Annotated in this window: 21 protein-coding genes; 20 read left to right on the top strand and 1 reads right to left on the bottom strand. The window is 43.9% G+C overall.

From position 1 onward, the window contains the following. Positions 1–2 precede the first annotated feature (2 nt). Positions 3–1,145 (top strand): mannitol-1-phosphate 5-dehydrogenase, encoded by a 1,143-nt coding sequence (locus ABMB67_RS11180; RefSeq protein ID WP_354572102.1) that lies wholly within the window; start codon positions 3–5, stop codon positions 1,143–1,145. A gap of 154 nt (positions 1,146–1,299) precedes the next feature. Here the strand turns inward: ABMB67_RS11180 and ABMB67_RS11175 are convergent, their stop codons facing one another. After that, the gene (locus tag ABMB67_RS11175) at positions 1,300–1,911 is read right to left on the bottom strand and encodes a LysE family translocator (protein ID WP_354572139.1); all 612 of its coding nucleotides are present in this window, start codon (positions 1,909–1,911) and stop codon (positions 1,300–1,302) included. 242 nt (positions 1,912–2,153) lie between these two features. Between ABMB67_RS11175 and ABMB67_RS11170 the strand changes: the two genes are divergently transcribed. The 19 genes from ABMB67_RS11170 to ABMB67_RS11080 all read left to right on the top strand — a co-directional run bounded on the left by ABMB67_RS11170 (position 2,154) and on the right by ABMB67_RS11080 (position 23,829). Next, positions 2,154–2,834 carry a FadR/GntR family transcriptional regulator gene (locus ABMB67_RS11170; protein ID WP_354572101.1) on the top strand — a complete coding sequence of 227 codons (681 nt, stop codon included), beginning with the start codon at positions 2,154–2,156 and terminating at the stop codon, positions 2,832–2,834. Positions 2,835–2,889: 55 nt separating this feature from the next. Next, positions 2,890–3,558: an MOSC domain-containing protein gene (locus ABMB67_RS11165; RefSeq protein WP_354572100.1), complete on the top strand. Its 669-nt coding sequence runs from the start codon at positions 2,890–2,892 to the stop codon at positions 3,556–3,558. Positions 3,559–3,768: 210 nt separating this feature from the next. Continuing rightward, complete coding sequence (locus ABMB67_RS11160; protein ID WP_354572099.1) at positions 3,769–5,466, top strand: sigma-54 interaction domain-containing protein; 1,698 nt, start codon at positions 3,769–3,771, stop codon at positions 5,464–5,466. A gap of 372 nt (positions 5,467–5,838) precedes the next feature. After that, on the top strand, positions 5,839–7,911 hold the full coding sequence (locus ABMB67_RS11155; RefSeq protein WP_251224433.1) for a hydantoinase/oxoprolinase family protein: 2,073 nt from the start codon (positions 5,839–5,841) through the stop codon (positions 7,909–7,911). A 2-nt stretch (positions 7,912–7,913) separates the two neighbouring features. Beyond that, positions 7,914–9,689 carry a hydantoinase B/oxoprolinase family protein gene (locus ABMB67_RS11150; protein WP_251224434.1) on the top strand — a complete coding sequence of 592 codons (1,776 nt, stop codon included), beginning with the start codon at positions 7,914–7,916 and terminating at the stop codon, positions 9,687–9,689. 21 nt (positions 9,690–9,710) lie between these two features. Further along, the gene (locus ABMB67_RS11145; protein ID WP_354572098.1) at positions 9,711–10,961 is read left to right on the top strand and encodes a M20 family metallo-hydrolase; all 1,251 of its coding nucleotides are present in this window, start codon (positions 9,711–9,713) and stop codon (positions 10,959–10,961) included. A gap of 85 nt (positions 10,962–11,046) precedes the next feature. Next, positions 11,047–12,381 carry an NCS1 family transporter gene (locus tag ABMB67_RS11140; RefSeq protein ID WP_354572097.1) on the top strand — a complete coding sequence of 445 codons (1,335 nt, stop codon included), beginning with the start codon at positions 11,047–11,049 and terminating at the stop codon, positions 12,379–12,381. Between the two features lie 325 nt (positions 12,382–12,706). Further along, on the top strand, positions 12,707–13,333 hold the full coding sequence (locus tag ABMB67_RS11135; RefSeq protein ID WP_251224437.1) for a GntR family transcriptional regulator: 627 nt from the start codon (positions 12,707–12,709) through the stop codon (positions 13,331–13,333). Between the two features lie 75 nt (positions 13,334–13,408). After that, positions 13,409–13,777 carry a VOC family protein gene (locus ABMB67_RS11130; RefSeq protein WP_251224438.1) on the top strand — a complete coding sequence of 123 codons (369 nt, stop codon included), beginning with the start codon at positions 13,409–13,411 and terminating at the stop codon, positions 13,775–13,777. Further along, positions 13,774–14,550, top strand: coding sequence for an SDR family NAD(P)-dependent oxidoreductase (locus tag ABMB67_RS11125; protein WP_354572096.1), 777 nt, complete (start codon positions 13,774–13,776; stop codon positions 14,548–14,550). Before ABMB67_RS11130 ends, ABMB67_RS11125 begins: the two co-directional genes overlap by 4 nt. A gap of 116 nt (positions 14,551–14,666) precedes the next feature. Continuing rightward, the gene (locus ABMB67_RS11120; RefSeq protein WP_251224440.1) at positions 14,667–15,749 is read left to right on the top strand and encodes an Ldh family oxidoreductase; all 1,083 of its coding nucleotides are present in this window, start codon (positions 14,667–14,669) and stop codon (positions 15,747–15,749) included. A 75-nt stretch (positions 15,750–15,824) separates the two neighbouring features. Then, the gene (locus ABMB67_RS11115) at positions 15,825–16,859 is read left to right on the top strand and encodes a tripartite tricarboxylate transporter substrate binding protein (RefSeq protein ID WP_354572095.1); all 1,035 of its coding nucleotides are present in this window, start codon (positions 15,825–15,827) and stop codon (positions 16,857–16,859) included. A 103-nt stretch (positions 16,860–16,962) separates the two neighbouring features. Then, positions 16,963–18,510, top strand: a complete 1,548-nt coding sequence (locus ABMB67_RS11110) for a tripartite tricarboxylate transporter permease (RefSeq protein ID WP_251224442.1) — start codon at positions 16,963–16,965, stop codon at positions 18,508–18,510. Continuing rightward, entirely contained in the window at positions 18,507–18,968 is a 462-nt protein-coding gene (locus ABMB67_RS11105) for a tripartite tricarboxylate transporter TctB family protein (RefSeq protein WP_354572094.1), read from the top strand. Before ABMB67_RS11110 ends, ABMB67_RS11105 begins: the two co-directional genes overlap by 4 nt. A 558-nt stretch (positions 18,969–19,526) precedes the next feature. Continuing rightward, positions 19,527–20,297, top strand: coding sequence for a MerR family transcriptional regulator (locus ABMB67_RS11100; RefSeq protein WP_354572093.1), 771 nt, complete (start codon positions 19,527–19,529; stop codon positions 20,295–20,297). Positions 20,298–20,425: 128 nt separating this feature from the next. Continuing rightward, complete coding sequence (locus ABMB67_RS11095; RefSeq protein ID WP_354572138.1) at positions 20,426–20,470, top strand: erythromycin resistance leader peptide; 45 nt, start codon at positions 20,426–20,428, stop codon at positions 20,468–20,470. A gap of 361 nt (positions 20,471–20,831) precedes the next feature. Beyond that, positions 20,832–21,701 (top strand): putative RNA methyltransferase, encoded by an 870-nt coding sequence (locus ABMB67_RS11090; RefSeq protein ID WP_354572092.1) that lies wholly within the window; start codon positions 20,832–20,834, stop codon positions 21,699–21,701. A 62-nt stretch (positions 21,702–21,763) separates the two neighbouring features. Beyond that, complete coding sequence (locus ABMB67_RS11085) at positions 21,764–22,321, top strand: thioredoxin family protein (RefSeq protein WP_251224446.1); 558 nt, start codon at positions 21,764–21,766, stop codon at positions 22,319–22,321. Positions 22,322–22,467: 146 nt separating this feature from the next. Continuing rightward, positions 22,468–23,829 (top strand): cytochrome P450, encoded by a 1,362-nt coding sequence (locus ABMB67_RS11080; protein WP_354572091.1) that lies wholly within the window; start codon positions 22,468–22,470, stop codon positions 23,827–23,829. Positions 23,830–23,843: the final 14 nt, after the last annotated feature.

Here is a 23,843-nt window from a genome sequence, read left to right as displayed (position 1 = left end):
GTTTGAAGCAAACTGTCCATTTTGGAGCCGGAAACATTGGCAGAGGATTTATCGGTGCCTTATTTTCGCAATCCGGCTACGATGTGATCTTTGTCGATATTGCGGAACAAATTATTAACCAGTTAAATGAAAAAAAGCATTACGACGTCATGCTGGCGACGGAACAGAAAGAAACGGTAACGATTGACAAGGTATCTGGATTAAATAATCTAAGTCAGGAAAAGGAAGTCATCGAGGCGATTGGGAACGCCACCTATTTAACTACCGCGATTGGTCCGACGATTTTACCAAGAATCGCGCCGTTAATCGCCCGCGGAATTGCAAAGCGAGTCGCTACCACCGATGAAAAATTATATGTGATCGCCTGTGAAAATCAAATCGGGGCGACAGATCTATTAAAGCAGCATATTATTGACCAGCTTGATGGGAAAACGAAGAGCAGGCTCGAAGGAAGAGTGTTCTTCTTCAATTCTGCCGTAGACCGGATCGTGCCGATTCAGGTGCAAGATTCTCTTGATGTGCTCGTTGAACCTTATTTTGAATGGGTAGTCGAAACGAACGAGCAAATTCCCGCTGTTGATGGAATGAAAATCGTCGATTCGCTGGCCCCTTTTATTGAGCGCAAATTATTTACGGTCAATACCGGCCATGCGGTGATCGCCTACTTCGGCTATCTCGAAGGAAAAGCGACAATTGATCAAACATTGGCTGATGAAAAGATCGAGGCGCAGGTTGAGGAGACATTGAAGGAGACAGGGGCTTATCTCGTAAAAGAGTATCGTCTTGATGAAAAGGAGCATCTTGCCTATATTCACAAGATCATCGAACGATTTAAAAATCCATACTTGAATGACGGCGTAACGCGAGTTGGAAGAGCGCCAATCCGCAAGCTGGGCCCTGAAGACAGGCTGATTCGCCCGGCAACGCAGGCGCAAAAAGCCGGCTTGCCTTATCATAATCTCGCTAAGGCGATCGCTGCCGCGTTGTTGTTTGATGATCCCGGAGATCAGGAAGCGCAGGAGCTTCAGAAAATGATTCAGGAGAATGGACCTGCCTATGTACTGAACACGGTAAGCGGGCTGGATGAAAAGAGCGAAGTGGCGCAAGAGGTGATTCGCCAGTATGAAGCATTGAAAAGTAGGTAAGCCCATGAGCGAACGACTGGACCTCTGTCAAAAGTAGACAGAGGTCCAGTCGTTCCGTATGTCATCCAAATTGGCAGCAAAAGAGAGGAATGACGGAATTCTGTTCCGAGTAGGGTTTCTCCTGTTTCCCGCGCATCCTTTTCGGGGGAATTTGCTATTGCTGTTTTTCCAGTGCTAATTTAATTCCGAACCCGATTAAAATAACACCTGTTACTTTATCCATTAGACGCTGAACTTTGACAGACATCAGCCAATTGCGTAAATAGTTTATAAAAAATACATAGAGAAGAAACCACGTGATCGATAAGACGGTGTGGATGATCCCCATAATCATGAGCTGAGCAGGCACTGGAATCGCGCTGCCGCTGCTGACAAACTGCGGAAGGAAAGTAAGATAAAACAGCGCCACTTTAGGATTGAGAACGTTGGACATCAGCCCTTGCTTAAAGGCGGATTTGCGGCGTCTCGTTCGACCATCCTGCTTGGACTCCTGACCTGTATGCCCCTGTTTGTTTGCCTGGAAAAATGAAGAAGCCCCTAGATAAATTAAATAGACTGCTCCAATATATTTCACAATTTCAAAGGCAAGGGCTGACTGCATCAAAACAACAGAAAGGCCAAAAGCAGCGGCACATGTGTGAACTAATGTGCCTGTCGTTATTCCTAACGCCATTTTGTAGCCATGTTGTCTGCCGTCGGCAATGGTTCTTTTTGTTATAAGCGCTGTATCAATCCCGGGACTCAAGACGATAAATAAAGTCAACAGTAAAAACGGAAAGAATTCTCACTCCTCGCCACGTCATGAAATGAATAAAAAATATAATTTAATATTTGTTAAATATAAATTAACATAAATGCTCAAAAAGAGGAAATGTTTTTTCACTTTGAATCCACCCCGGGATGTGCACCCTTTGGGACAGGCGATTCCCCTTATAGGCATGTTCCATGGGGAAAGAGTAGTTTACATCCGATCATTCTCCCGTTAAAATATAAACAGGAGATGATCTGATGAATTCAGGAGAAAAGCAATCTTTGTCCAAGGTTCAGCACCGAAAGCTGGTTGATCAAGTGTTAGAGCAATTAAAGCAATATTTGCTTTCAGGGGAATTCCAAGTGAACGATAAGATTCCGACAGAGCCGAAGCTGATGGAGGAATTGGGTATTGGCCGTTCAACATTACGGGAAGGCATTAAAATATTAGTCTATGCTGGCGTGCTCGAAGTGAAGCAAGGGGCTGGCACTTACATCCGCTCGCTTCATTTTTCGTCCAATCAATTTGAACAGCGGCTGAATGAAGCAAAGCAGGAGGATATTTTTGAAGTAAGGAAAATGCTTGACCTTGAAGTCGTCCGTTTGGCGGCCAAAAGACGAACGGAAGAAGATCTTTTGCAGCTGAAGGGCTATCTGGATAAAAGGAATCAGGCTCTACAGGAAGGAAACTATTCAGCCTATATCGATTTTGATATCGAGTTTCATGCAGCGATTGCCAAAGCAAGTCAAAATACCCTTCTATACGAGCTCTATCAAACGATCACGCCGAAGCTGCGGAATATTTTAAGCGGACTTATTTTAAAAACGGATCGCTATCAGGATAATACAGAGATCCACCTTCGGCTTTTCCGTGCTATTTTAGAGCAGGATCCGGACGAAGCTGAAACATGTGCAAGAACCAATTTGGAGCGAAAATAACTCCAAATTCTATTCTGAAACATCTGATGATATGATGTATAATGGAGGTTTTTTCATGCAAGTGCACAGCTTTAAAGTACAATCATTGAATGCTGGAAAGATTGAAACACTCACCTATGGCAAAAGAACATTTCAATCGGCAATCAGGAAAAAAGCCATTCAGGAGCCGATTTATGTGAGCAAAACAGGATTACTAGCTGATGAGCAGGCATATGAGCATCACGGTGGAGTTGATAAGGCGCTATGCTTATATCCTTATGATTATTACCCGTATTGGCGCGGCATTGTTCAGCATTTCAGCGAGACTGCCTTATTCGGAGAGAATATCACGGTTGAAGGATTAACAGAGCAAAACGCTCATATCGGGGATGTCTTCGCATTTGGTGAAGCGCTGATCCAAGTGTCAGAGCCGCGAAATCCCTGCTACAAGCTGGCGGCAAAGTATGAAGTGCCCGATATGGTGAAGCGTATGCGGGACACCGGCTATACGGGTTTTCTGTTCCGGGTGCTGCAGGAGGGAACCGTCACGCCGCAGGATGATCTCGTGCTTGTCGAGCCAGATCGTGCGAAGGTTTCCGTGGCAGCCGTAAATGATGTGAAATTCTTTGACCGCTTTAATAAAGCCAAGCTTGAGACCGTCTTAGCGGTTGATGCTTTGTCAGCGAGTTTAAAAGAGACGTTGCAAAAGCAGTATGAGTCAAAAAGAGCAAATGAATGGGGATAGAGCGATTTTAATGAGGCAGGGTGCTGGTGATAGTTATAGCGTAAGATGTAAAGGATTCTTATCTTGATGGAGCGGAGGCAATTAATAGGTAAAAATAATTTTAGGAAAGTCTCTACATGATTTTTGCAGAGCAATGGTGATAGAAAAAAATAAAGTATATTATGGTATTAATATTCTTAATAATCTTACTTGTGCAGGGGAGTTGATCCAATGAAATGGAAAGAATTAGATCTGGATTTTCCTTTAGGCGTACTAGTGGTTGATTGTAAAGGTACTATTTTATTTGCTAATAAGTTTGCACAAATAAGGTTAATGAAGGTAGAAAACCCTTCAATGTTGACGATTCAACACCTACTACCAACTAGCAATATTATTCGTGTCATAAAAAATGGGAGACACGAGGTGAACCAGCTTGAATTGGACGATTCTTATTATCTTTTAGAGTTCCCACTGGAAAAAGGTGATAGGGGAGTTATTATTCTCGTGCCTGAGAATATCTTCCAGAATATTATTGAAAAGTCACCCGCGTATACGTCCCTTTTACAAGAAACGGAATCAATTATGAATTTGTCAGGAGAATTGGTGACCATTACCGACCATAACGGAATCGTACTTCGCGTTAATAATACATGTGAAAAAATCATGGGGATAAAAGAATACGATTTTGTGGGAAGGTCTGTTCTTGATTTACAGAAATCAGGGGTGGTTAATTTATCATCAACGGCCAAAGTGTTAGAAACAAATCAAAAGGTAACGCTTCAGCAAGTGACAAAATCAGGGCGACGGCTTTTGGTTAATGGCTATCCGATTTTTCATAATGACGGTGAACTAAGCAAAGTGATTAATATATCAAAGGATATAACTGAAATTGGTGACTTGAAAGCCAAGCTGGAAGAAACGAATCGTACATTAACCTATTATCAGGAGGAGTTGCTAAAACTTCAGCATAAGGGAAATGATTTAATCTTTAAATCAAAATCCATGGAAGAAGTATACGGATTAGCCAGCAGGATCGCTAACGTCGATGCGACGGTTCTAATTCAAGGGGAAACCGGTGTGGGGAAAGAAGTATTGGCCCGGACCATTCATAATTTAAGTTCAAGACGGGACAAGCCGTTTGTAAAGGTGAACTGTGGGGCTATCCCTGAAACGTTAATAGAGTCGGAGTTGTTTGGTTATGCAAAAGGGACATTTACAGGTGGAAACAGTAATGGGAAGGTAGGGCTCGTCCAGGCTGCTAATCACGGAACGTTATTTTTTGATGAAATCGGGGAACTTCCATTTAACCTTCAAGCAAAGTTACTTCAAGTTTTACAGGAAAAACAATTTACTCCATTAGGAACAACTAAGAATATAAACGTCGATGTTCGGTTTATCACTGCTACCAATCGGAAATTAGAAGAAATGGTGAAGGAAGGAACCTTTCGTGAAGATCTATATTATCGTCTGTTCGTCATTCCGATTACAATCCCTCCTTTGGCAGAAAGAAAGCAGGATATCCCTTTTTTATTAAATCATTTTATTGAACGATATAATCAGAAATACAAGCAAGCGAAGAGCTTTGATAAAGATGTGATTGAGTTTTTTATGGAGTTGGATTGGAAAGGGAACGTCCGCGAATTACAGAACACGGTTGAGCGATTGGTCGTAACCGTTCCGGAAAATCGGATACAAATTCATCATCTGCCCGAGAATCTTGCAGGAGAAAAACCAATGCGCTTTTCTACAAGAAATCTGAATTTAAAGTCAGCCATGGATGAATATGAAAAATCACTAATTATTGAAGCATTAAAATCCTCGTCAACTTTAAAAGAAGCTAGCGAAAAACTAGGCATTGATCCGTCAACAATTGGAAGAAAAATAAAAAAGCATTCTATTGAAATTGCGAAATTGCAACATATATTGTGATTTCGCAATTTTAGTAGAATGTTTATTTTTCGGTTGTTTCTGATTATTTATAATGTTTTGTTATTTTATGGGTTGCAATATTGCAAGGAGGGTACTAGCTGTTTTTTTGTAAAAGCTTGTTATAGAGAGGCCGCTGAAAAACACCCTTTTTCGTAAAGCGAAGAAGAGTAATAGTTTCGCACGTTGCGCGCCTCGCTTCGAGAAGCCCACTCGTAGCAAGGCTTTTGAAATCAGGAAACGGATACGCTCATTACGAAAAAGCTGCTGAAAAAGTGAAAATCGTCCTTTTTCAGCAGCTTCGTTAGAGAGGGATTGTTAAGTTGGCACGATACTTGCGTTACTACTTTTACTACTAGTATAAGGAGGAAGGATATGAAATTATTCGGTGTAGATGTAGGAGGCACTTTTACTGATGTCATTTTCAATGATACGGAAAGCAAGTTAACAGAAATTCATAAAGTTCCTACCACTTTAGAAGACCCGTCAAAAGGTGTAGTACGTGGAATATTGGAATTATGCGAGCAACAAAGTATTGATAAGACAACAATCGATCATATCTTTCATGGAACCACAATTGCTACAAATGCAATTTTAGAGTATGACGGGGCGAAAACTGGGATGCTAACAACAAAAGGGTACCGGGATATTATCCACATCGGACGCCATCAAAGACCTCATAACTATTCAATCATGCAGGAAATTCCTTGGCAGGACAGACCGTTAGTTCAAAGAAGAAATCGTCTTCCTGTGACTGAGAGGCAAGGGCCGGCAAAAGGGGAGGTCATCACCACATTAGATGAGCAGGAAGTGCGGAGTTCGGTAGCGACATTGAAAAAAGCAGGCGTAGAATCGATCATTGTCAATTTCTTGTTCTCTTATATTAACCCGCAGCATGAGCAACGAGTAAAAGAAATTATTAATGAGGAATATCCGGAGGCGTTTGTAACGATTTCATCAGATGTCTCTCCACAGTTTAGAGAGTTTGAGCGTTTTACAACGGCAGCGGTGAACGGATTTGTTGGCCCTAAAGTTAAGAACTACATTAAAAACCTTGAAGCGAATTTAAAGGAATGTGGAATAGAAGCTGAGTTACATATCATGTGTTCAAACGGTGGCGTCGCAACGCCAACAACAGTTTCAGAAAAACCGGTAAATACGTTATTATCGGGGCCGGCAGCAGGGATTCTTGGAGGAGCTTGGTCTGGTCAATTATCGAACCGTAGCAAGCTTATTACCTTTGATGTCGGTGGTACTAGCGCAGATATTGGAATTATCACGGATAGTGGCTATGCAGAATCTTCCGCCCGCGACACATGGATTGCCGGTTACCCCGTAATGGTGCCGATGATTGATATCCATACAATTGGGGCAGGGGGTGGAAGTATCGCTCATATTGATGAAGGAGGAGCCTTTAAAGTTGGACCAAGAAGTGCCGGATCCCGCCCTGGACCCGCTTGTTATGGCCATGGTGGCTTAAAGCCTACAGTTAGCGATGCGAATGTGGTTCTGGGCCGGATTGATAGTGAAAACTTCCTTGGTGGCGAAATGCAAATATTTACAAACGCAGCATATAAAGTGATTGAAGAGTTAGCTCAGCAACTTGGCATGAGTACCGAAAAAACAGCCGAGGGTGTGCTGCAAATCATGAATAACAATATGGCGAATGCGATTCGAGAAAAAACGATACAAAAAGGCGAGGATCCTCGTGAATTTACTTTAGTAGCATTCGGTGGAGCAGGTCCTCTTCATGCAGTAGAAGTCGCGCAAATCTTAAGTATTCCTGAAGTTCTTGTGCCACTTTATCCTGGCATTAACTCAGGAGCTGGATTACTGACAACAGACCTGAAATACGATGTGATTAAGACTGAATTCATGTTAAGTACAGAACTTGATTTTCTACAGCTTAATGCCGACTATGATGCTCTTTCCGCTCAGTTGGTTCTGCAGTTAATTGAAGACGGAATTAAGAAAGAACACATCCAAATAAACCGCAGTGCAGATTGTCGTTATGTAGGACAAGGATATGAGCTTCGTGTGGATATTCCGACTGGAGAGATTAATGAAGAGACGATTCAGGAAGCATTTGAAGCCTTCCATGAGAGTCATAAAGTAGAGTATGGACACCATTTTTTGGAGAGTCCAATTGAGATTGTTAATATCCGCGTGACAGGTGTTGGTGAAATGCCGAAAATTGAAAAGAAGGACGTGAGTCACCCGTATAAATTAGACGACGCGATTGTGAAAAAGGGCGAAGCAACCTTTAATATAGGCGGAAGTCTTGAAAAACTCGAAACAACCTTCTATCAACGTAGCAAACTCCCTGTTGGAGTTGAATTTAGCGGGCCTAGTATCGTCCTTCAAAAAGATACGACAACTGTGATTCCTCCTAATTGTACTGCGCATGTGGAAAAATTCGGTAATATCATCATTAAGGTAGGTGTGTAAAAATGGCATACACTGACACAAAGAAAATGGATCCTATTACAGTTCAAGTTGTACTGGGAGCACTGGAAAATGTCGCTGTCGAAATGGGCCATAAATTAGCTAGGATGTCCTACTCCAGTATTATTCGCGAATCCGAAGATTTCGGTTGTGCCTTAGTTGATATTAAAGGGCAGCAATTATGTGAGTCTACCCATAGTACACCTCTTCAATCCGGCCCTATCCCAGGATATGTGAAAGGGATTCTGCAAATTATGGAGGAAAGAGGGGATTCCATTAATCCAGGGGATATTATTATGCACAACTCTCCTTATCATGGAGGTTCCCATGGGCCTGACGTTGGCTTTTGCATACCTGTATTTTATAAGAATGAATTAATAGGCTTCTCGGTGACAACTGCCCATCATTTAGACATCGGTGCCTCTACACCAGGAAGTTGCGGAATTGTTGATGCGGTCGATGCCTATGCAGAAGGTCTGCAATTTAAAGCAATTAAAGTTTATGAAAAAGGCGTAAAAAATCAATACATCTGGAATATGCTTCGCGATAACATCCGTGCGGCAGACATGGTTGTAGGGGATATGGAGGCGCAGATCGCCTCTGCCAAAATTGGAGCACAGCGCTACCTTGAAATCGTTGAAAAATACGGGATAGATGTCATTGAAGCAGTGACAGAAGAGCTAATGAATTATTCAGAAACGATGTTGAGAAATGCTATTAAAAAACTGCCTGATGGTGAATATACGGCTGAAGGATATTTGGATGGCTATCAGGACAGTGACGACCCAGCCCGAAAAGACTTGAAAATCGTTGTGACGGTAAAAGTCAAAGACAGCGACATCACAATAGACTTAACGGGAACATCCCCACAGGTTCCAGACAGACCGATCAATATGCCGTTAATGGGTACAGTCGACATTGCGATCTATTTAACACTAAGATCAATCCTGCTCGATTCAGAGACATATGGCAACTTTCCACAAAACTCTGGTTTAACGCGTCCGGTCAATATTATTGCGCCAAAAGGGACGCTGGCTAACCCTACATTCCCGGCACCGACAATTGCACGTTTTTGTTCTGGTAATATTATTGCAGACACTTTAATGAAAGCCCTAGGGAACGTTGTACCACAGCAAATTAGTGCGGGTGTTGGAAATTTACAAGTGGTTGCTTTCAGTGGAAAAACAGAGAATGAAGACTATTGGGTCTATATGGATATTATGGAGGGGAGCTATGGTGGTCGATATGGAAAAGACGGAATGGATGCGGTCGATACATTATATGCGAATACAAGGAACAACCCTATTGAAGATATAGAATCCCATTATCCACTTAGGGTGAACCGATACGAACTTCGCGATAACGACTGTGCTCCTGGAAAGTGGCGCGGCGGAATCGGTTCTATTCGCGAAATTAGTTTTATCTCAGGCGGTAGTGTTTCCGTCGAAGGAGATGGACATAAATACGAGCCTTGGGGATTTAAGGGTGGAAAAAGCGGAGCGGTTGGTGGTCTTTCGATTCGCGATTCTGAAGAGGGCGCTTTAAAAAAGTTACCTTCTAAACTAGCAAATACACCAGTTAGAGCGGGAAGTGTACTTCAATTAGTTGGTCCTTGCGGGGGAGGCTATGGAGATCCATTAGAGCGTGATCCAGAGAAAGTCTTAAGTGATATGTTAGATGGCTATATTACAAAAGAGAAAGCCTACGAAGATTATGGCGTTTTTATCACGGATGCCAATGAAATTGATTTTGGCAAAACTGCCGAAAAGAGAGGGAAGTAAGGGAAACGAAGGAGGCTGGACATGCAGACGTTTTATAAGATTAACAGCAAAAGAGTCTATTCACGAATTATGGAACTGGCTGAGATTGGAAAAGTTGGCGACACGGGGGTTAAGCGGCCTGCCCTAACAAAAGAGGATAAAGAAGGACAACTACTTGCGACGAAGTGGATGGAAGAAGCCGGTTTAACCGTTTCCCATGACCATTTCGGAAATGTAATCGGAAGAAAAGAAGGGAAGGATCCTTCCCTCCCCTCAGTGATGCTCGGCTCTCATATTGACTCTGTGCTAAATGGTGGACGATTTGACGGTATCATTGGCGTCATTGGTGCCATCGAGGTTGTTCAAACGATTACTGATGAAAACATTTCCCATGATCATCCAATTGAAGTTGTAGCTTTCTGTGAGGAAGAAGGTTCAAGATTTAATGATGGTCTATTTGGGAGCAGAGGGATGATTGGGCAAATTGACGTAGGGAGTTTAAAAAAGCGGGTCGATGATAATGGAATTTCCCGATACGAAGCTCTTAAGACATTTGGTTTTGGGATTGACCCCGATAAAATAAATGAATCTGTACGAAAAAAAAATGAAATTAAATTATTTCTTGAAATGCACATTGAACAGGGACCTTATTTAGATGAAACGAATCAACCGGTCGGAATCGTCAAAGGTATAGCCGGTCCTGCTTGGTACACGATTTCACTTGAAGGTGTTGCAGGTCATGCGGGGACAGTTCCGATGGGAATGCGTCAAGACCCAATGGTCGGTGCCGCTGAAATCATCACCGAAATTGAGAAGATATGCAAGCAGGATCCAGAGGCGGATACCGTCGCCACGGTTGGAAGGATTCAATCCTTCCCCGGTGGTAGCAATATTATCCCGGCTAAGGTAGAATTTTCGCTCGACTTGCGTGATATCGATAGAGAAAGAAGACAAAACCGATATGATGAAATCAAAGAAAAAATCAAAAACGTTTGCGCTGCGAGAAAACTCAGCTACTCGATAGAAACGAATATGGAAATCGACCCGGTTCCCTGCTCTGAAAAATTAGTCAAAACGTTTCTCGACGTCAGTAAAGCAAAGGGCATTAATGCTCCGATCATGATAAGTGGTGCAGGACATGACGCCATGTTAATGGCTGCTATAACCGATATTGGAATGGTGTTTGTACGATGTAAAGACGGTATCAGCCATCAGCCTAATGAGTTTGCTACAGAAGAGGATATTGCAATAGGCACTGAATTATTATTAGAGGCTGTTCTTCAACATATTTAAGGAAGAGAGGGTGCGGTTTCCTTAAAACTGCACCCTTATCTGCAAAATAAAAATTCGGAAAATTCAATTATTAGGAGTGGTTACTATGAGTACTGAGCTTAACAAAGACTCAAGGCGCGAATCATTAAATCCTGTACCAAACAGTGGCAGAATCTTTGGCCTACCAAGTTATATTGCATTGTGGATTTCTTCTATGGTTGTTATTCAAATCTTTATGGTCGGACAGTCATTCCTTCCTCCTGCCGGGCAGCTTAACATCACCCAGGCCGTCGTTGTAATGGTTATTGCGGCTCTTTTAATAGGTCTGTTCTTTGTTCTAAACTCAAAACCGGGAATGGAGTACGGGATTCCGTTCATTGTCCAGGCCCGAACAGCATTTGGCTATAACGGTGCAAGGATTGCTTCGTTAATCCGTGTCCTTCCTGCCGTATTTTGGTATGGAATTGGTTCATGGATTGGTGCCAGTGCAATGGATTTTATTACAGTTACGATTTGGGGATGGGGAAATATTTGGCTTTATTTTATTCTGTTCCAAGTATTACAAACATTGATTGCTTATTATGGTATTCAATCAATTAAATGGTTTGACTCTGCGCTTTCTGTTGTTATCCTTGGATTTTTAATCTATATCGTGGCGCAGTTATTTCGGGTGGGAAGCGATAATATGCTCAGCAGCTTTCAGACTACCGGTACATGGGGCATGCCTTTTTATGCAGCGATCACCGCATCCGTAGGAGTTTTAATTACCGCGACGATTAATAACGGAGACTTAAGTCGCTATTTAAAAAATGAACCAAAAAATAACTGGATTGGTCATATCGTTGGTGTTGTTCCAATGTTTGTCCTTATGCTCGCCATTGGAGTTCTTTCTGCGGCAGCAACGGGGATTTGGGATCCGGTACAGGCATTGGTTTCCGTTATTCCAAATCCAATAGTTGCCGTCGCATTAATGATTTTTATCGTCATGGCCCAGTTTACGAGTAACCTTACGATTAATATCGAACCGCCTGCAATCGTATTGATGGAAGTATTTAACTTGAAATGGAGCACCTCGGTTATTATCGTAGGTATCCTCAGTATTATCACATTCCCATGGTTGCTAATTTCGAGTACGGCATTTAATACATTTATTGCATTCTATTCAGCGTTCCTCGGACCACTCCTCGGAATATTACTGGCAGACTTTTATCTTGTCCGAAAGCAGAAGTTAAATATCGATGAATTATATAGCGATAATGTAAAATACAATATATTAGGACTCGGCTCTTTAGTCATTGGTGGGATAATTGGAATTATTTTCTTGGAGATTTCGTGGATGGTCGCGTTACCGGTTGGAGGATTTCTTTATTGGGCCGGTTATCAATATCTGCCGGCATACAAAAAGCAGCTTTCTCAGGCCGACGTCCATATAGGCAGTTAAAAAAAGGTAACAGAAAAGGGACACCGGCTATCCGTGCATTCTGTTCAGGGGGCTGAAGGAGGGCACCGTCCCGCCGCAGAGAAAATGAATGGGGAAGACTTAATTGGAAAGATGCGTTGATAACAATCGACGCATTTTTTTTTTTGCGAAATCCATTTGACATTTCGAAAAAGTCAGAATATAATCACTTGTATACAACTTGTATGTAAACTTGTATATTTATTTTATTTGTGAAAGGAGGAAGATGCGAAAGGAGGTTTTCGACAGATAGAATGCTTTAAGTTGCCTACAGGTCGTGTTTTTTGTGGAAAAGGATGTGGTTGTGGTGGGCCCTCGTATTCTCCTTAAAGATGTGGCATATAAAAAAATTATTGAAATGATTCTGCAGGGGGATTATTTTACTGATAATCATACGTCAGAGAATCAGTTGGTAGAATTGCTGCAAATGAGCAGGACGCCGATAAGGGAAGCTTTGCAACGACTTCAGCACGATGGAATCGTCAAGATCATCCCGAATCAGGGCATTGCGATTCAGGAGCTTTCTCTGAAGGAACTGAACAATATGTTTGATATGCGGCTGGCGATTGAAACCTTTTCTTTAAGGCAAATTTTTCGTTCCATTACCGATCAGCAAATTCACTATTTGGAGCGAAATGTTGAGCAGCAAAGAGAAGGGTTTTTAAAGGACCAGGACTTCGTGAAATTTCTAATGCTTGACGGGGAATTTCATGAGCATTTAATTAAAATCAATGATAATAAGCTGTTCATTGATACGATGTCGTATATTAGGACACGTTTTTTCTTTGATATTTCGCGTCAAAAATATCCGGAAACGACACAAAAGCGGATTGAAGAGCACGCCCGGATCGTCGAAGCTATTAAAGCAAGAGATGAAGAATTAGCAATTAAGGAATTAAAAACTCATTTAATTAACGCGAAAGCAAATATATAGTATCAAGGCTGATAAATAAAATGAATGCTGGGGAGATGGAAAGTATGCTCCCCGGCTTAAGGAGTGAGCTAGCAGATGAAGGACAATAATGTAAGCGCTTTATTTCATCATATTCATTTACATGTTGATGATATTAACAGCATGGCGAATCTATTTGAAAAAGTCGGGTCAGCAAAATTTATCAAGAGAACGGTCGTGGGATCAAAGGAGATTCTTCACCTCAAGTTTGACGGGGTCAGCTTGTTATTATCACCAACAAACGGAGAGAGACCGCCGGGGATCAATCATCTCGGGATCTCAAGTCAGGAATTTGATAAGGTCTCTGAGGAGTTCAGGGAAGAAGGCTGGGAGGTGATAGACAATCTTGTCAATAACGACTTGCGAATGCAGTTTTTAAAGTCTCCTGAAGGGGTGATTATTGAATTACTGGAAGAAAAACAATGATCAGAAGGGATGGTTCGATGGTTGATGCAGGAAAGAATGAAAAACATGTTGCCTTAGTGACAGGGGGAGCAACAGGACTTGGAAAGGCAATCAGTCTTGAGCTGGCCCGCGCCGGGATGAATGTGGGGGTGAATTATTCACGATCTGAAGATGAGGCAAAGACTACTGTTGAAGAGCTAACGGCCCTTGGTGTCGAGGCGATCGCCTTGAAAGCCGATGTTTCGTCAAAGGACGAGGTAGACTTGATGGTACAGTCAACGGTTGAGCGGTTTAACAGGCTTGATGTTGTCATTGCGAATGCGGGGACGACGGTGTTTCGTCCGTTTGAAGATCTTGAAGGTGTCAGCGAAGCAGATTGGGATCGGATTATGAATGTGAATGTGAAGGGGATTTGGCTGACGGTGAAAGCGGCCGCTCCTTATATGAAAAGCCAAGGGAAAGGAAGTGTTGTCATTACGTCTTCCATTGCCGGATTAAGCCCTAGTGGAAGCTCTTTGCCATACGCTGTTTCAAAAGCAGCAGCCATTCATTTAGCAAAAGGTCTGGCGAAGGCGCTTGGCCCTGAAATCCGGGTTAATGCTATTGCTCCCGGAATCCTCGATACAAGGTGGACGAAAGGGCACAGTGATGCTGTCATTGAACAGTATGTAGCGAATTCACAATTGAAAGCGCTTCCTAAGCTTGAGGATTGTGTCAAGCAAGTGCGTACTTTTATTGAAGCCGATACGATAACCGGTACGGTGGCAACAATCGATGCCGGAGTGACTCTTTAAGGGAATAGGCGAACAGCTGGAAATAAGCACTTTTTTATAGCATTTAAAGACTGATTATTAGTAATATTTAGAATTATATGTTCGTGTTTGTCCAATCTTAAGCGGGAGGTTTTGCAATGAAAGCAGAAAATTTTGTTGAAAATGTGGAAAATGTAAAGGTTCCTTTTTCTGATATGAAAGAATGGTCGCAAGCATTGTTTCAGGCTGTCGGCATGGATGAAGAAGATGCAGAAATAACGGCCGATAATTTAGTGACCGCTGATTTACGTGGCGTTTATTCTCATGGTGTCATGCGTGTTCCCATTTATGTTAAGCGCTTACAAGTGAATGTGACGAGTCCGACGGCAAAATATGAGGTGATTCGCGACTCAAAAGCGACAGCTCTGATTGAAGGACATAACGCGATGGGTCAGGTTGTAGGGAAGCACGCTATGGATCTGGCCGCTAAAAAGGCAAAGGAATACGGCGTCGGCTATGTCGCCGTGAGGGGAAGTAATCATTACGGTGCTTCAGCTCATTTTGCGCAAATGGTTTTATCAGAGGATATGATCGGAATGACGGGAACAATTGGCGGAAACATTATGGCTCCATGGGGTGGGACGGATCGGCGTCTCGGCAATAATCCTTTTGCGATCGCGATACCGGCATTGACAAAAGAGCCGATCGTGCTCGATATGGCGAATAGTGTCGTGGCAAGGGGAAAGATTGTTCTCGCCAAGAAAACAAATCAACCGATTCCGGATGACTGGGCGTTTGCGCCAGATGGCACACCGACGACGGACGCTACCGATGGATACAATGGCACGGTTCAGCCGGTTGGGGGCTATAAAGGCTATGGACTGACGTTTATTACAGGAATTCTTTCTTCGATATTGTCAGGAGCGGCATTTGGCCAGCACTTGACCGATTCAGATTTATATGAAGAGTTTACAATCCCGCAAAATATCGGACATTATATGCAGGCAATCGATATTGCGAGCTTTATTGATCCTGAGCTGTTCAAAAGACAAATAGATGAAGCCATCGAGTATATGCACAATTCTCCGAAAGCAAAAGGAGTCGAGCGGATTTATGTTCCGGGAGAACCCGAAGCGCTGAAAGCAAAAAAGCAAATGGAGGAAGGGATTCAATATCCGCTATCGATGATAGAGGAACTGAAGGAGTTAAGTCAGGAGTTAGGCGTCAGCGCCCGGTTTTAACGAATGGCTCGCTTACTTGTCGATAAGGTTTGGGTGCCAACATTTCACGTATGAAAAATATGGAGAGTGATCGTAATGAATAGCGGAATAAAGTTATTTTTAGTGGGTCTTATCGTCATGTTATTTGCTGTAGTATCGGCTTGTGGAAATGAAGGGGCGGCTCCGTCACAAGGGGAGGAAGCGCCTGAAGGAGCGGGAGAAGTCGATTTCCCGACAAGAAATTTTGATTTAACAGTGCCATTTAGTCCAGGAGGAGGAAGTGACGTGAGCGCCAGGCTTGTCGAACAATATTTCGCTGATGAGTTTGGTTACACGCTGAATTTTAATTATCGGGACGGTGCGGGAGGAGCAGTGGGAATGCTGGAGTTTGCCAATACAGGCTCCGATGATGGCCATGATATCGCAACCTTTAATTTTCCTCATATATCCTTGCAGCCGGCTTCCGGAGTGGCCGAATATCAAATTGATGATTTTGAAGTGTTTGCGCAAATAGCCAGTGATTATACCGTATTTGTCGTACCGGCTGACAGTCCATGGGAAACATTGGAGGATTTCGTTAATGATGCGAAAAGCCGTCCAGGCGAATTGAATATCGCCCTTGCCCAAGTGATGGAGCCGGCTCATATGTCTTATGTGCAGCTAATTGATGAAGCTGAAATCGAAGCGCCAAGGATCACGTATCAATCAGGCGGCGAGCTATTAAGCGGCATTCTCGGCGGGCATGTTGATTCAGCGATCGGATCGATGGGAACAACGATGCAGGAAGTGAATACAGGAAGCTTGAGGGCGCTGGCAATTTCCGCGTCGGAGCGTTTGGAACGCTTCCCTGATATTCCGACTTTTAAAGAACAAGGATACGGGATCGAAACGCATATTGGCAGATTGTGGCTGACGCCGGCCGGTGTGGATCCACAAGTATTGCAACGGCTGGAGGATGGGTTTAAAAACATCGTCGATAATCCTGAATTCCAGGAACAAATGGAAGGAACAGGATTTGTTATTGACTGGATGGGAAGGGAAGAAATCCAGGAGCATATTCGTAATTTTGATGCAACTTCGGCAGATCTGGTCGAGCGGTTGACGCGCGATCTGGAAGAACAGGGGGAGTAATGCAGTGAAATCATCAAGGATACGGCTTATGCACGGCAGTCGTATCCTACCTCTTTAAGAATAAGCGGACACTGCTAGTTATACGAAAAAAGGAGGGGTAAGGATGGAAGGCATATCGGAGCTGATCGTCTCAGGTTTTCTTAATAGTATTACTCCCTATCATATTTTTTTAATGATGATTAGTTTAGTTGGTGGAATTATCGTCGGTACTTTACCGGGACTGACGGCGGTGATGGGCGTTACGCTGATGATGCCGTTTACGCTGGCGATGGAACCGGCGACCGGACTCGTTATGCTTGGTGCCATTTATTGCGGCGCGATCTATGGAGGTGCCAATTCTGCTATTTTATTAAATATTCCGGGAACACCTTCTGCTATTGCGACGACCTTCGATGGCTACCCGTTAACGGAAAAAGGGAGGGCATCCGAAGCTTTATTCGGTTCACTTCTTGCTTCTGTGATTGGAGGCGTTATCGGCGTTATCATTTTAATGCTTTTCTTTGCCCCGTTGGCGCAATTTGGCTTACGGTTTGGGGCGCCCGAGTATTTCTGGTTAGCGATCTTTGGGCTGACAACGATTGCGGCGATGTCGCCGGGAAATATTCTAAAAGGATTGCTCGGTGGAAGTATTGGACTGCTGATCAGCACGATTGGGATTAACCCATTTACCGGCACGAGTCGTTTTACATTCGGAATGTCATCGATGTCTCTCGGTATTGATATGGTTGCCGCGATGGTGGGTCTCTTTTCGATTGGTCAAATGTTAATCTTAATGGAATCGAACGAAAAGTTTGTCGCTAAATTTAAACAAGCACCGCGAGTCGTCCAAAAAGTGTTCCAAAAGTTTGTCAAAGATTGCAAAGTGATTCTTCTAAGGTCCTCTATCATCGGAACCTTTATCGGGATGCTGCCGGGAGCCGGAGGGGCAATTTCCTCGCTGATTGCCTACAATGAATCGCGTCGTTGGGATAAGAACCCTGAAAAATATGGAACAGGCGCAATGGAAGGAATTGCAACAGCAGAGTCGGCGAACAATGCCCAAGTCGGCGGTTCTCTTATTCCGATGCTTGGATTAGGCATTCCGGGCAGCGCGGTCGCCGCCGTTTTAATGGGAGGGTTGCTTGCCCACGGTATTCAGCCGGGGACGTTGCTTCTATCCCAAAGCGGAGATATCGCCTACACCTTTATTATGAGTTTGCTGGTTGCCAACATCCTGATGCTCGTCGTCGGGTATTTCATGATTAAAATGACGGCAAGGGTGTTAATGGTGCCACGAATGGCGATTGTCCCCACCGTTATCGCGTTGTCTGTCATTGGGGCGTTTGCTGTTCGCGGGCAAATGTTTGATGTGAAGGTGATGATCATTGCCGGGATTATTGGATATTTGCTGATGAAAGTCAATGTTCCTCTTGGACCGATTGCATTAGGTATCATCCTCGGTCCAATTGCCGAGGACAATTTAGGCGTGTCGATGATGCTGGCAAAGACGCAGGCGTCGATTTGGCATGTGCTCGTGTTAAGACCTATTTCCTTGATCTTAATCATTCTTTGTATTTTGGCTGTCGTGACCCCTCTTATTCTTGACTGGAAGGATAAACTTAAAGCAAAAAAAGAAACGACTGTTTTGTCAAAAGGGGAGGAGTTAAAATGACGAAAACACAAGCTGACCTTCTCTTAAGCGTCGTGATTTTTATCGTAGCAATCGCCTTTTGGATTCCAACGAGAGAATTACGACAAGGAAGCTTATTTCCAACCGCCGTGATTGCGATCATGACGTTGCTGGCAATTGTCCTCTTTCTGAAAAGTATATTCATAGCAGTGAAAAAGAAACGGCCAAAAGATACGTTCGCATTTCAGAAAGAAAAAGCGTACAGTGTCGCTGGAATCGCCGTGGCAGGGGTTCTGTATGTATATATCATCCCGTTTGTCGGCTATTATACGATGACCGTTATTTTTACGAGCCTGCTCTTTATTTTGATGTCGAGGACGCCCTTCAATTGGAAAACGGTTGGCCGGTCTCTGTTGGGAGGCTGCTTCGTTACAATTTTTATTTATGTAGCTTTCGGTTATATGCTTAATGTTCGCACCCCAGCCGGAATTTTGTTTTAGGGTTTAAAGAGGAAGCTCTTCTTTTAGCTATTTGAATGGAAATACCCTCCATCTATTTAAAAAATAAAAACGATCACAGCTAGTAGAAACAGCAAGATTTTCAGAAGAAACCTGACGGTGAGATGTCTGGTTTCTTCTTCATTTTCAGCTCTCTGAACCTGGCTTTTGAAATTTTTCCATTCGATAAAACCGACAAGTAAGAAAATAAGCGCTAGGAGAATGTTCAAGTTGCCGCTCTTCCTTTCTTTTCGTGAAATTGTATACGCTATCGTTCTCGCCGCCAGTTCGTCAAGTACCATGGTAACGCAAAGCATGGACCAGTTGACTGGGGCGTTTAATCTGTGAACATTACGTGGTCAGATTAAAAACCTCATCCGTCCAGTGACAGTGAGCGCAGCTCCATCATCAAGTGGAAAAATAGTCCTTTAATTCCTCTTTTTATCATGGTATCACGTTAGCGCATATGGGCAAAGAGAGAGAAAAGGAATTTTTTTAGGAATCACTCTTTACATTGACGCTGCGTAAATGTTTATAGTGAAGGAGTCAGGAGGTGAAGTGATGGAATATACGGTGCAAAAACTGGCGCATTTGGCGGGAGTGACGGGCAGAACCATTCGTTATTATGATGAAATTGGGCTTCTGAAGCCGGCAAGAATCAATTCATCCGGGTATCGGATCTATGGAGAGGCGGAGGTCGATAAGCTGCAGCAAATTTTGTTTTACCGGGAGCTGGAAGTAGATCTTGAACAGATCAGGGAGATCGTCACCTCTCCGACCTTCAATGAAGTAAAGACATTGAAAGAGCATCGCGACAAGCTTCTGACAAAGCAAAAGCAGCTGGAGGCGTTGATTGCCACTGTGGAAAAGACGTTGGCTGCAAAGGAAGGGAGAATAACGATGAGTGACAGAGAAAAGTTTGAAGCGTTCAAACAGACGCTAGTAGATGAGAACGAGCGGAAGTATGGCGAGGAAATAAGAGCGAAATACGGTGAGGAGGCTGTCGAGCATTCAAATGCCAAATTGAAAGGCATGACGCAGGAGCAGTATGCCGAGATGGAAAGGCTCGGCGAGGAGGTTCTGGATGTGTTGCATGAAGCGTTTTTAACAGGAGATCCGGCGGGAGAGCTGGCGCAGCAGGCGGCCGATCTGCATCGCCAATGGCTCGGCTTTACGTGGGCGAGCTATTCCAAGGAAGCGCACACTGGCCTGGCGCAAATGTATGTCGATGATGAACGGTTTACGGCATTTTATGATAAGAAGCAGCCAGGAGTGGCCGCCTTTCTACGCGATGCGATTCACATCTATACCGGCTCAAAAAATGGTAATTAATCGAGAGCGGCGGCGGATTTCCTGTCCGACCGCCTTTCTATATACATACCTCTCATCCGTTCCTTTGACAGCGGGTGGACGAGAAACTATAATAAATAATATAGCAGGTTAAGGAGGGTTATTAAAAAATGGTACATTATATGAGACTGCGTTTCCCAGCTTTGAACCGGTAATTAAATACGTTCAAAGGCTCTGTTTTGTGTTTGCAGAGTAAACGGGATCAGTCTGCCCTTTTTTAATAATCTTCATTTCATATTGGAAAGGCCGCTTAAAGGATATTCTTTTAAGCCGGTTTTTCTTTGATAATATGTCATGAGAGAAAGGTGGATCGAGCTGCCTTTCTTTCTTTATGTCCATTATTCCTTCTTTTCCAACACTGGGGAAGGTGGATTTGTGGCGGCTTCCTCACTCCTAACCTGACTTCGGTGTGGACGGTTTCCCTTTACTCTCAATCACAGGCAGTATGCCTGTGATTTTTTTTCGTTCAGGCAGCCAATGGCTCCTGGTAAAAAGCAGAAGGGAAGAGTGAGCAGGATGAATAAACAAAAAAAGTTGGAGAGCGTTCAACAGCATATTGCGGTGATTTGCTGCCCATATTGTCGGCGCTCCTTACAAGTGAAGAATGGCAGCTTGATTTGTACGGAGGGACACACATTTGATATGGCGAGGCAAGGCTACGTCAACATGCTGAACCGCCCGAGAAATCAGCAATATGATAAAAGATTGTTCGCGGCAAGACAGGAGATCATTACGGGAAGCGGACTGTATGATGTGTTACATGAGAAGATCGTCAACGTGATTAATGACTATTTTCCAGCTGTAGGTTCGTCTCTTTTGATCCTAGATGCTGGATGTGGCGAAGGCTCGCATTTGCAACGGATAATCGAACAAAGCGAACGGACGGCTATAACCGGTGTCGGTCTTGATCTTTCAAAGGAAGGCATTAAGCTGGCTGCCCAGTCCTATAAGCAGCCGCTGTGGTTCGTCGGGGATTTAGCAAAATCACCATTCGCTGACGGGGTGTTTCATGCAATTTTAAATATCCTGTCACCGGCCAACTACAAAGAGTTTCAGCGGCTGCTCGCTCCGAATGGACTAGTGATGAAAGTCGTTCCACGGCAGCACTATTTAAAAGAACTGCGAGAGGCTTTGTTTAGGGAGACGGAGAAAAAGGTTTATCGAAATCAGCGTCCGGCTTGCCGTTTTAAAGAGCATTTTGAGCTCGTTGACGTGATAGATGTCAGCCATGTAAAAAGCTTGAATCAAACTGAACTGCACCAGCTCGCGCTGATGTCTCCCCTTTCCTGGACAGCAGAGCGGGAAAGAATTGCGCGTTTTTCGGAACGGGAGACAGCCGGAATTACAGTCGATTTAGAAATTTTAGTTGGACGGCTGAAAGGGTAAACAGCAATTTTGCTTTTCACCGGGGCGGGTATTAAGATAAAGGTGATAAGGAGCGTGAAAAGATGAAAACGGAACAGCAGTATTTTGAAGAAGGAAAATCCATTCAGACGTACATGGAAGAGATGAGCAAGCTGAAGGAAGAAAGCACCGGCGTTTATAAAGCATTTGAATTGCCTGAGGATGGCTTTGTGGAAACGTTGAAGCAGCACCGTCTTCATTTCCTGACAATCACCGAAGACTGGTGCGGAGATGCGATGATGATTAATCCGGTCATTCGTAAAGTAGCAGAGGCTGCTGGTGTCGACATGCGTGTCGCGCTACGTGATGCAGATACTGATTTAATCGACCGTCACTTAACCAATGGCGGGCGGGCGATTCCGATTGTTTTAATTTTAGATGAGCAAGGACAGCTTGTCGGAAAGTGGGGCCCTCGTTCTCCTGAAGGCCAGAAATTGGTTGATGAGCTTCGGGCCGCTTTACCGCCGAAGGAAGACCCCGGCTTTGAAGAAAAGCAAAAAGCGATGTACGCCGCGCTGAAATCAACATATGCAGAGGATTCACAGCTTTGGCTTTCTGTCTATGAAAGCTTTAAAAAGACGGTGCTGAGTTTGATTGAATAAAAAGTGAGGGGGCTGGGCAAAAGATCATTTTCTACCTTTTGCCCAGCCCCTGTTTCAGGATCGTTGTTGACAAGAAGGAAGTACTCCATTTACAATTATGACTGACAGTCAGTCATAATTTGTTTTGAAAGAAGGGAGCCAGAAAGATGCCAGCAAAAACGATGCCGACCGGACCGAAGGGAAATCCTGTTTTAGGAAATACGGTTGAGTTTGGGAGAGATCCGCTCCGCTTTATTACAAAATGCAGTCAGCAGTATGGAGAGATTGTCCGGTTGAAATTTGAGAAGGACAGGGAGTCATTTCTCCTTAACGATCCCGAGCATATTCAATACGTTTTCATGAACAAAGGCGGCGAGTTTTCAAAAGGGTATCAGCAGGATCCAATTATGAGTCTCGTATTCGGCAATGGTTTACTGACGAGTGAAGGGTCGTTCTGGCTCAGACAACGCCGTTTGTCCCAGCCTGCCTTTCATCCGAGGAGGATTGCAGATTACGCTGACACGATGGTTCGTTACAGTGAGAGAATGGTAACGAAATGGAACGATGGGGATAAACGGGATATCAACGATGAAATGATGCAGCTGACGATGGGAATTGCGACGAAGACACTGTTTGACCTCGATCTTCATCAAGGCGACTCCCGTGATGCGAGCCGCGCGCTCGATACGGTGATGACCGCCTTTAACACGCAGATGACAAACGTTTTTCGTCATATTTTGCATCTAATCGGACTTGGTAAGCTTGTCCCGCCTGTGAATCGTCAGCTGAAGGAGGCGGTGGCTGACTTGGATAACATGATCTATGCCATCATAGAAGAAAGACGGAATCATCCTGGTGACCGAGGAGATCTTCTTTCCATGCTGATTTCTACTTATGATGAAGACGATGGCAGCTCGATGACCGATCAGCAGCTGCGCGACGAAGTCATTACCCTGTTTTTAGCAGGGCATGAAACGACAGCTAATACGCTCAGCTGGGCCTTTTACTTGCTTTCCCAGCACCCGGATATCGAGGAGAAATTGTATCAGGAAGTGTCCCGGGTAGTAGGTGATCGTCCCGCCACGTTGGCTGACTTATCGAAGCTGTCTTATACCGAGAATGTAATTAAAGAAACGCTGCGCATTCAGCCGACAGTATGGTTGATTTCAAGATACGCAGAGCAGGACGTCACACTCGGAGGCTACGAGATTCCGGCCGGCTCGGAGGTGATGATCAGTCAGTGGGCGATGCACCGGAATCCGCGCTATTTCAATGATCCTTTGACTTTTTCTCCGGAAAGGTGGGATAATATCGATAACAAGCCTTCTAAATATGTTTATTTCCCTTTCGGCGGCGGCCCTCGAATTTGTATCGGGGAACGGTTTGCGATGATGGAGGCGATGCTTCTACTCGCAACGATTGTCAGAGAGTTCCGCTTTGAACTCTTCGATCAGCTGCCAATTAAAATGGAGCCGTCGATTACATTGCGGCCGAAGCACGGGATCAACATGAGGCTGCATAAACGATAAGAATAGATGCTCCA

The sequence above is a fragment of the Halalkalibacter oceani genome, assembly GCF_040544555.1.
GTDB lineage: Bacteria > Bacillota > Bacilli > Bacillales > Bacillaceae_D > Halalkalibacter > Halalkalibacter oceani.
Note: the sequence above shows the minus strand (reverse complement) of the source record. Positions and strands in the feature narration are given on the sequence as shown.

What these genes read in the sequence shown, in the direction of transcription:
- ABMB67_RS11170 (WP_354572101.1), top strand. Translation starts at nt 2,154, where the DNA reads ATGAATTCAGGAGAAAAGCAATCTTTGTCCAAGGTTCAGCACCGAAAG.
- ABMB67_RS11165 (WP_354572100.1), top strand. Translation starts at nt 2,890, where the DNA reads ATGCAAGTGCACAGCTTTAAAGTACAATCATTGAATGCTGGAAAGATT.
- ABMB67_RS11160 (WP_354572099.1), top strand. Translation starts at nt 3,769, where the DNA reads ATGAAATGGAAAGAATTAGATCTGGATTTTCCTTTAGGCGTACTAGTG.
- ABMB67_RS11155 (WP_251224433.1), top strand. Translation starts at nt 5,839, where the DNA reads ATGAAATTATTCGGTGTAGATGTAGGAGGCACTTTTACTGATGTCATT.
- ABMB67_RS11150 (WP_251224434.1), top strand. Translation starts at nt 7,914, where the DNA reads ATGGCATACACTGACACAAAGAAAATGGATCCTATTACAGTTCAAGTT.
- ABMB67_RS11145 (WP_354572098.1), top strand. Translation starts at nt 9,711, where the DNA reads ATGCAGACGTTTTATAAGATTAACAGCAAAAGAGTCTATTCACGAATT.
- ABMB67_RS11140 (WP_354572097.1), top strand. Translation starts at nt 11,047, where the DNA reads ATGAGTACTGAGCTTAACAAAGACTCAAGGCGCGAATCATTAAATCCT.
- ABMB67_RS11130 (WP_251224438.1), top strand. Translation starts at nt 13,409, where the DNA reads ATGAAGGACAATAATGTAAGCGCTTTATTTCATCATATTCATTTACAT.
- ABMB67_RS11125 (WP_354572096.1), top strand. Translation starts at nt 13,774, where the DNA reads ATGATCAGAAGGGATGGTTCGATGGTTGATGCAGGAAAGAATGAAAAA.
- ABMB67_RS11120 (WP_251224440.1), top strand. Translation starts at nt 14,667, where the DNA reads ATGAAAGCAGAAAATTTTGTTGAAAATGTGGAAAATGTAAAGGTTCCT.
- ABMB67_RS11115 (WP_354572095.1), top strand. Translation starts at nt 15,825, where the DNA reads ATGAATAGCGGAATAAAGTTATTTTTAGTGGGTCTTATCGTCATGTTA.
- ABMB67_RS11110 (WP_251224442.1), top strand. Translation starts at nt 16,963, where the DNA reads ATGGAAGGCATATCGGAGCTGATCGTCTCAGGTTTTCTTAATAGTATT.
- ABMB67_RS11105 (WP_354572094.1), top strand. Translation starts at nt 18,507, where the DNA reads ATGACGAAAACACAAGCTGACCTTCTCTTAAGCGTCGTGATTTTTATC.
- ABMB67_RS11100 (WP_354572093.1), top strand. Translation starts at nt 19,527, where the DNA reads ATGGAATATACGGTGCAAAAACTGGCGCATTTGGCGGGAGTGACGGGC.
- ABMB67_RS11090 (WP_354572092.1), top strand. Translation starts at nt 20,832, where the DNA reads ATGAATAAACAAAAAAAGTTGGAGAGCGTTCAACAGCATATTGCGGTG.
- ABMB67_RS11085 (WP_251224446.1), top strand. Translation starts at nt 21,764, where the DNA reads ATGAAAACGGAACAGCAGTATTTTGAAGAAGGAAAATCCATTCAGACG.
- ABMB67_RS11080 (WP_354572091.1), top strand. Translation starts at nt 22,468, where the DNA reads ATGCCAGCAAAAACGATGCCGACCGGACCGAAGGGAAATCCTGTTTTA.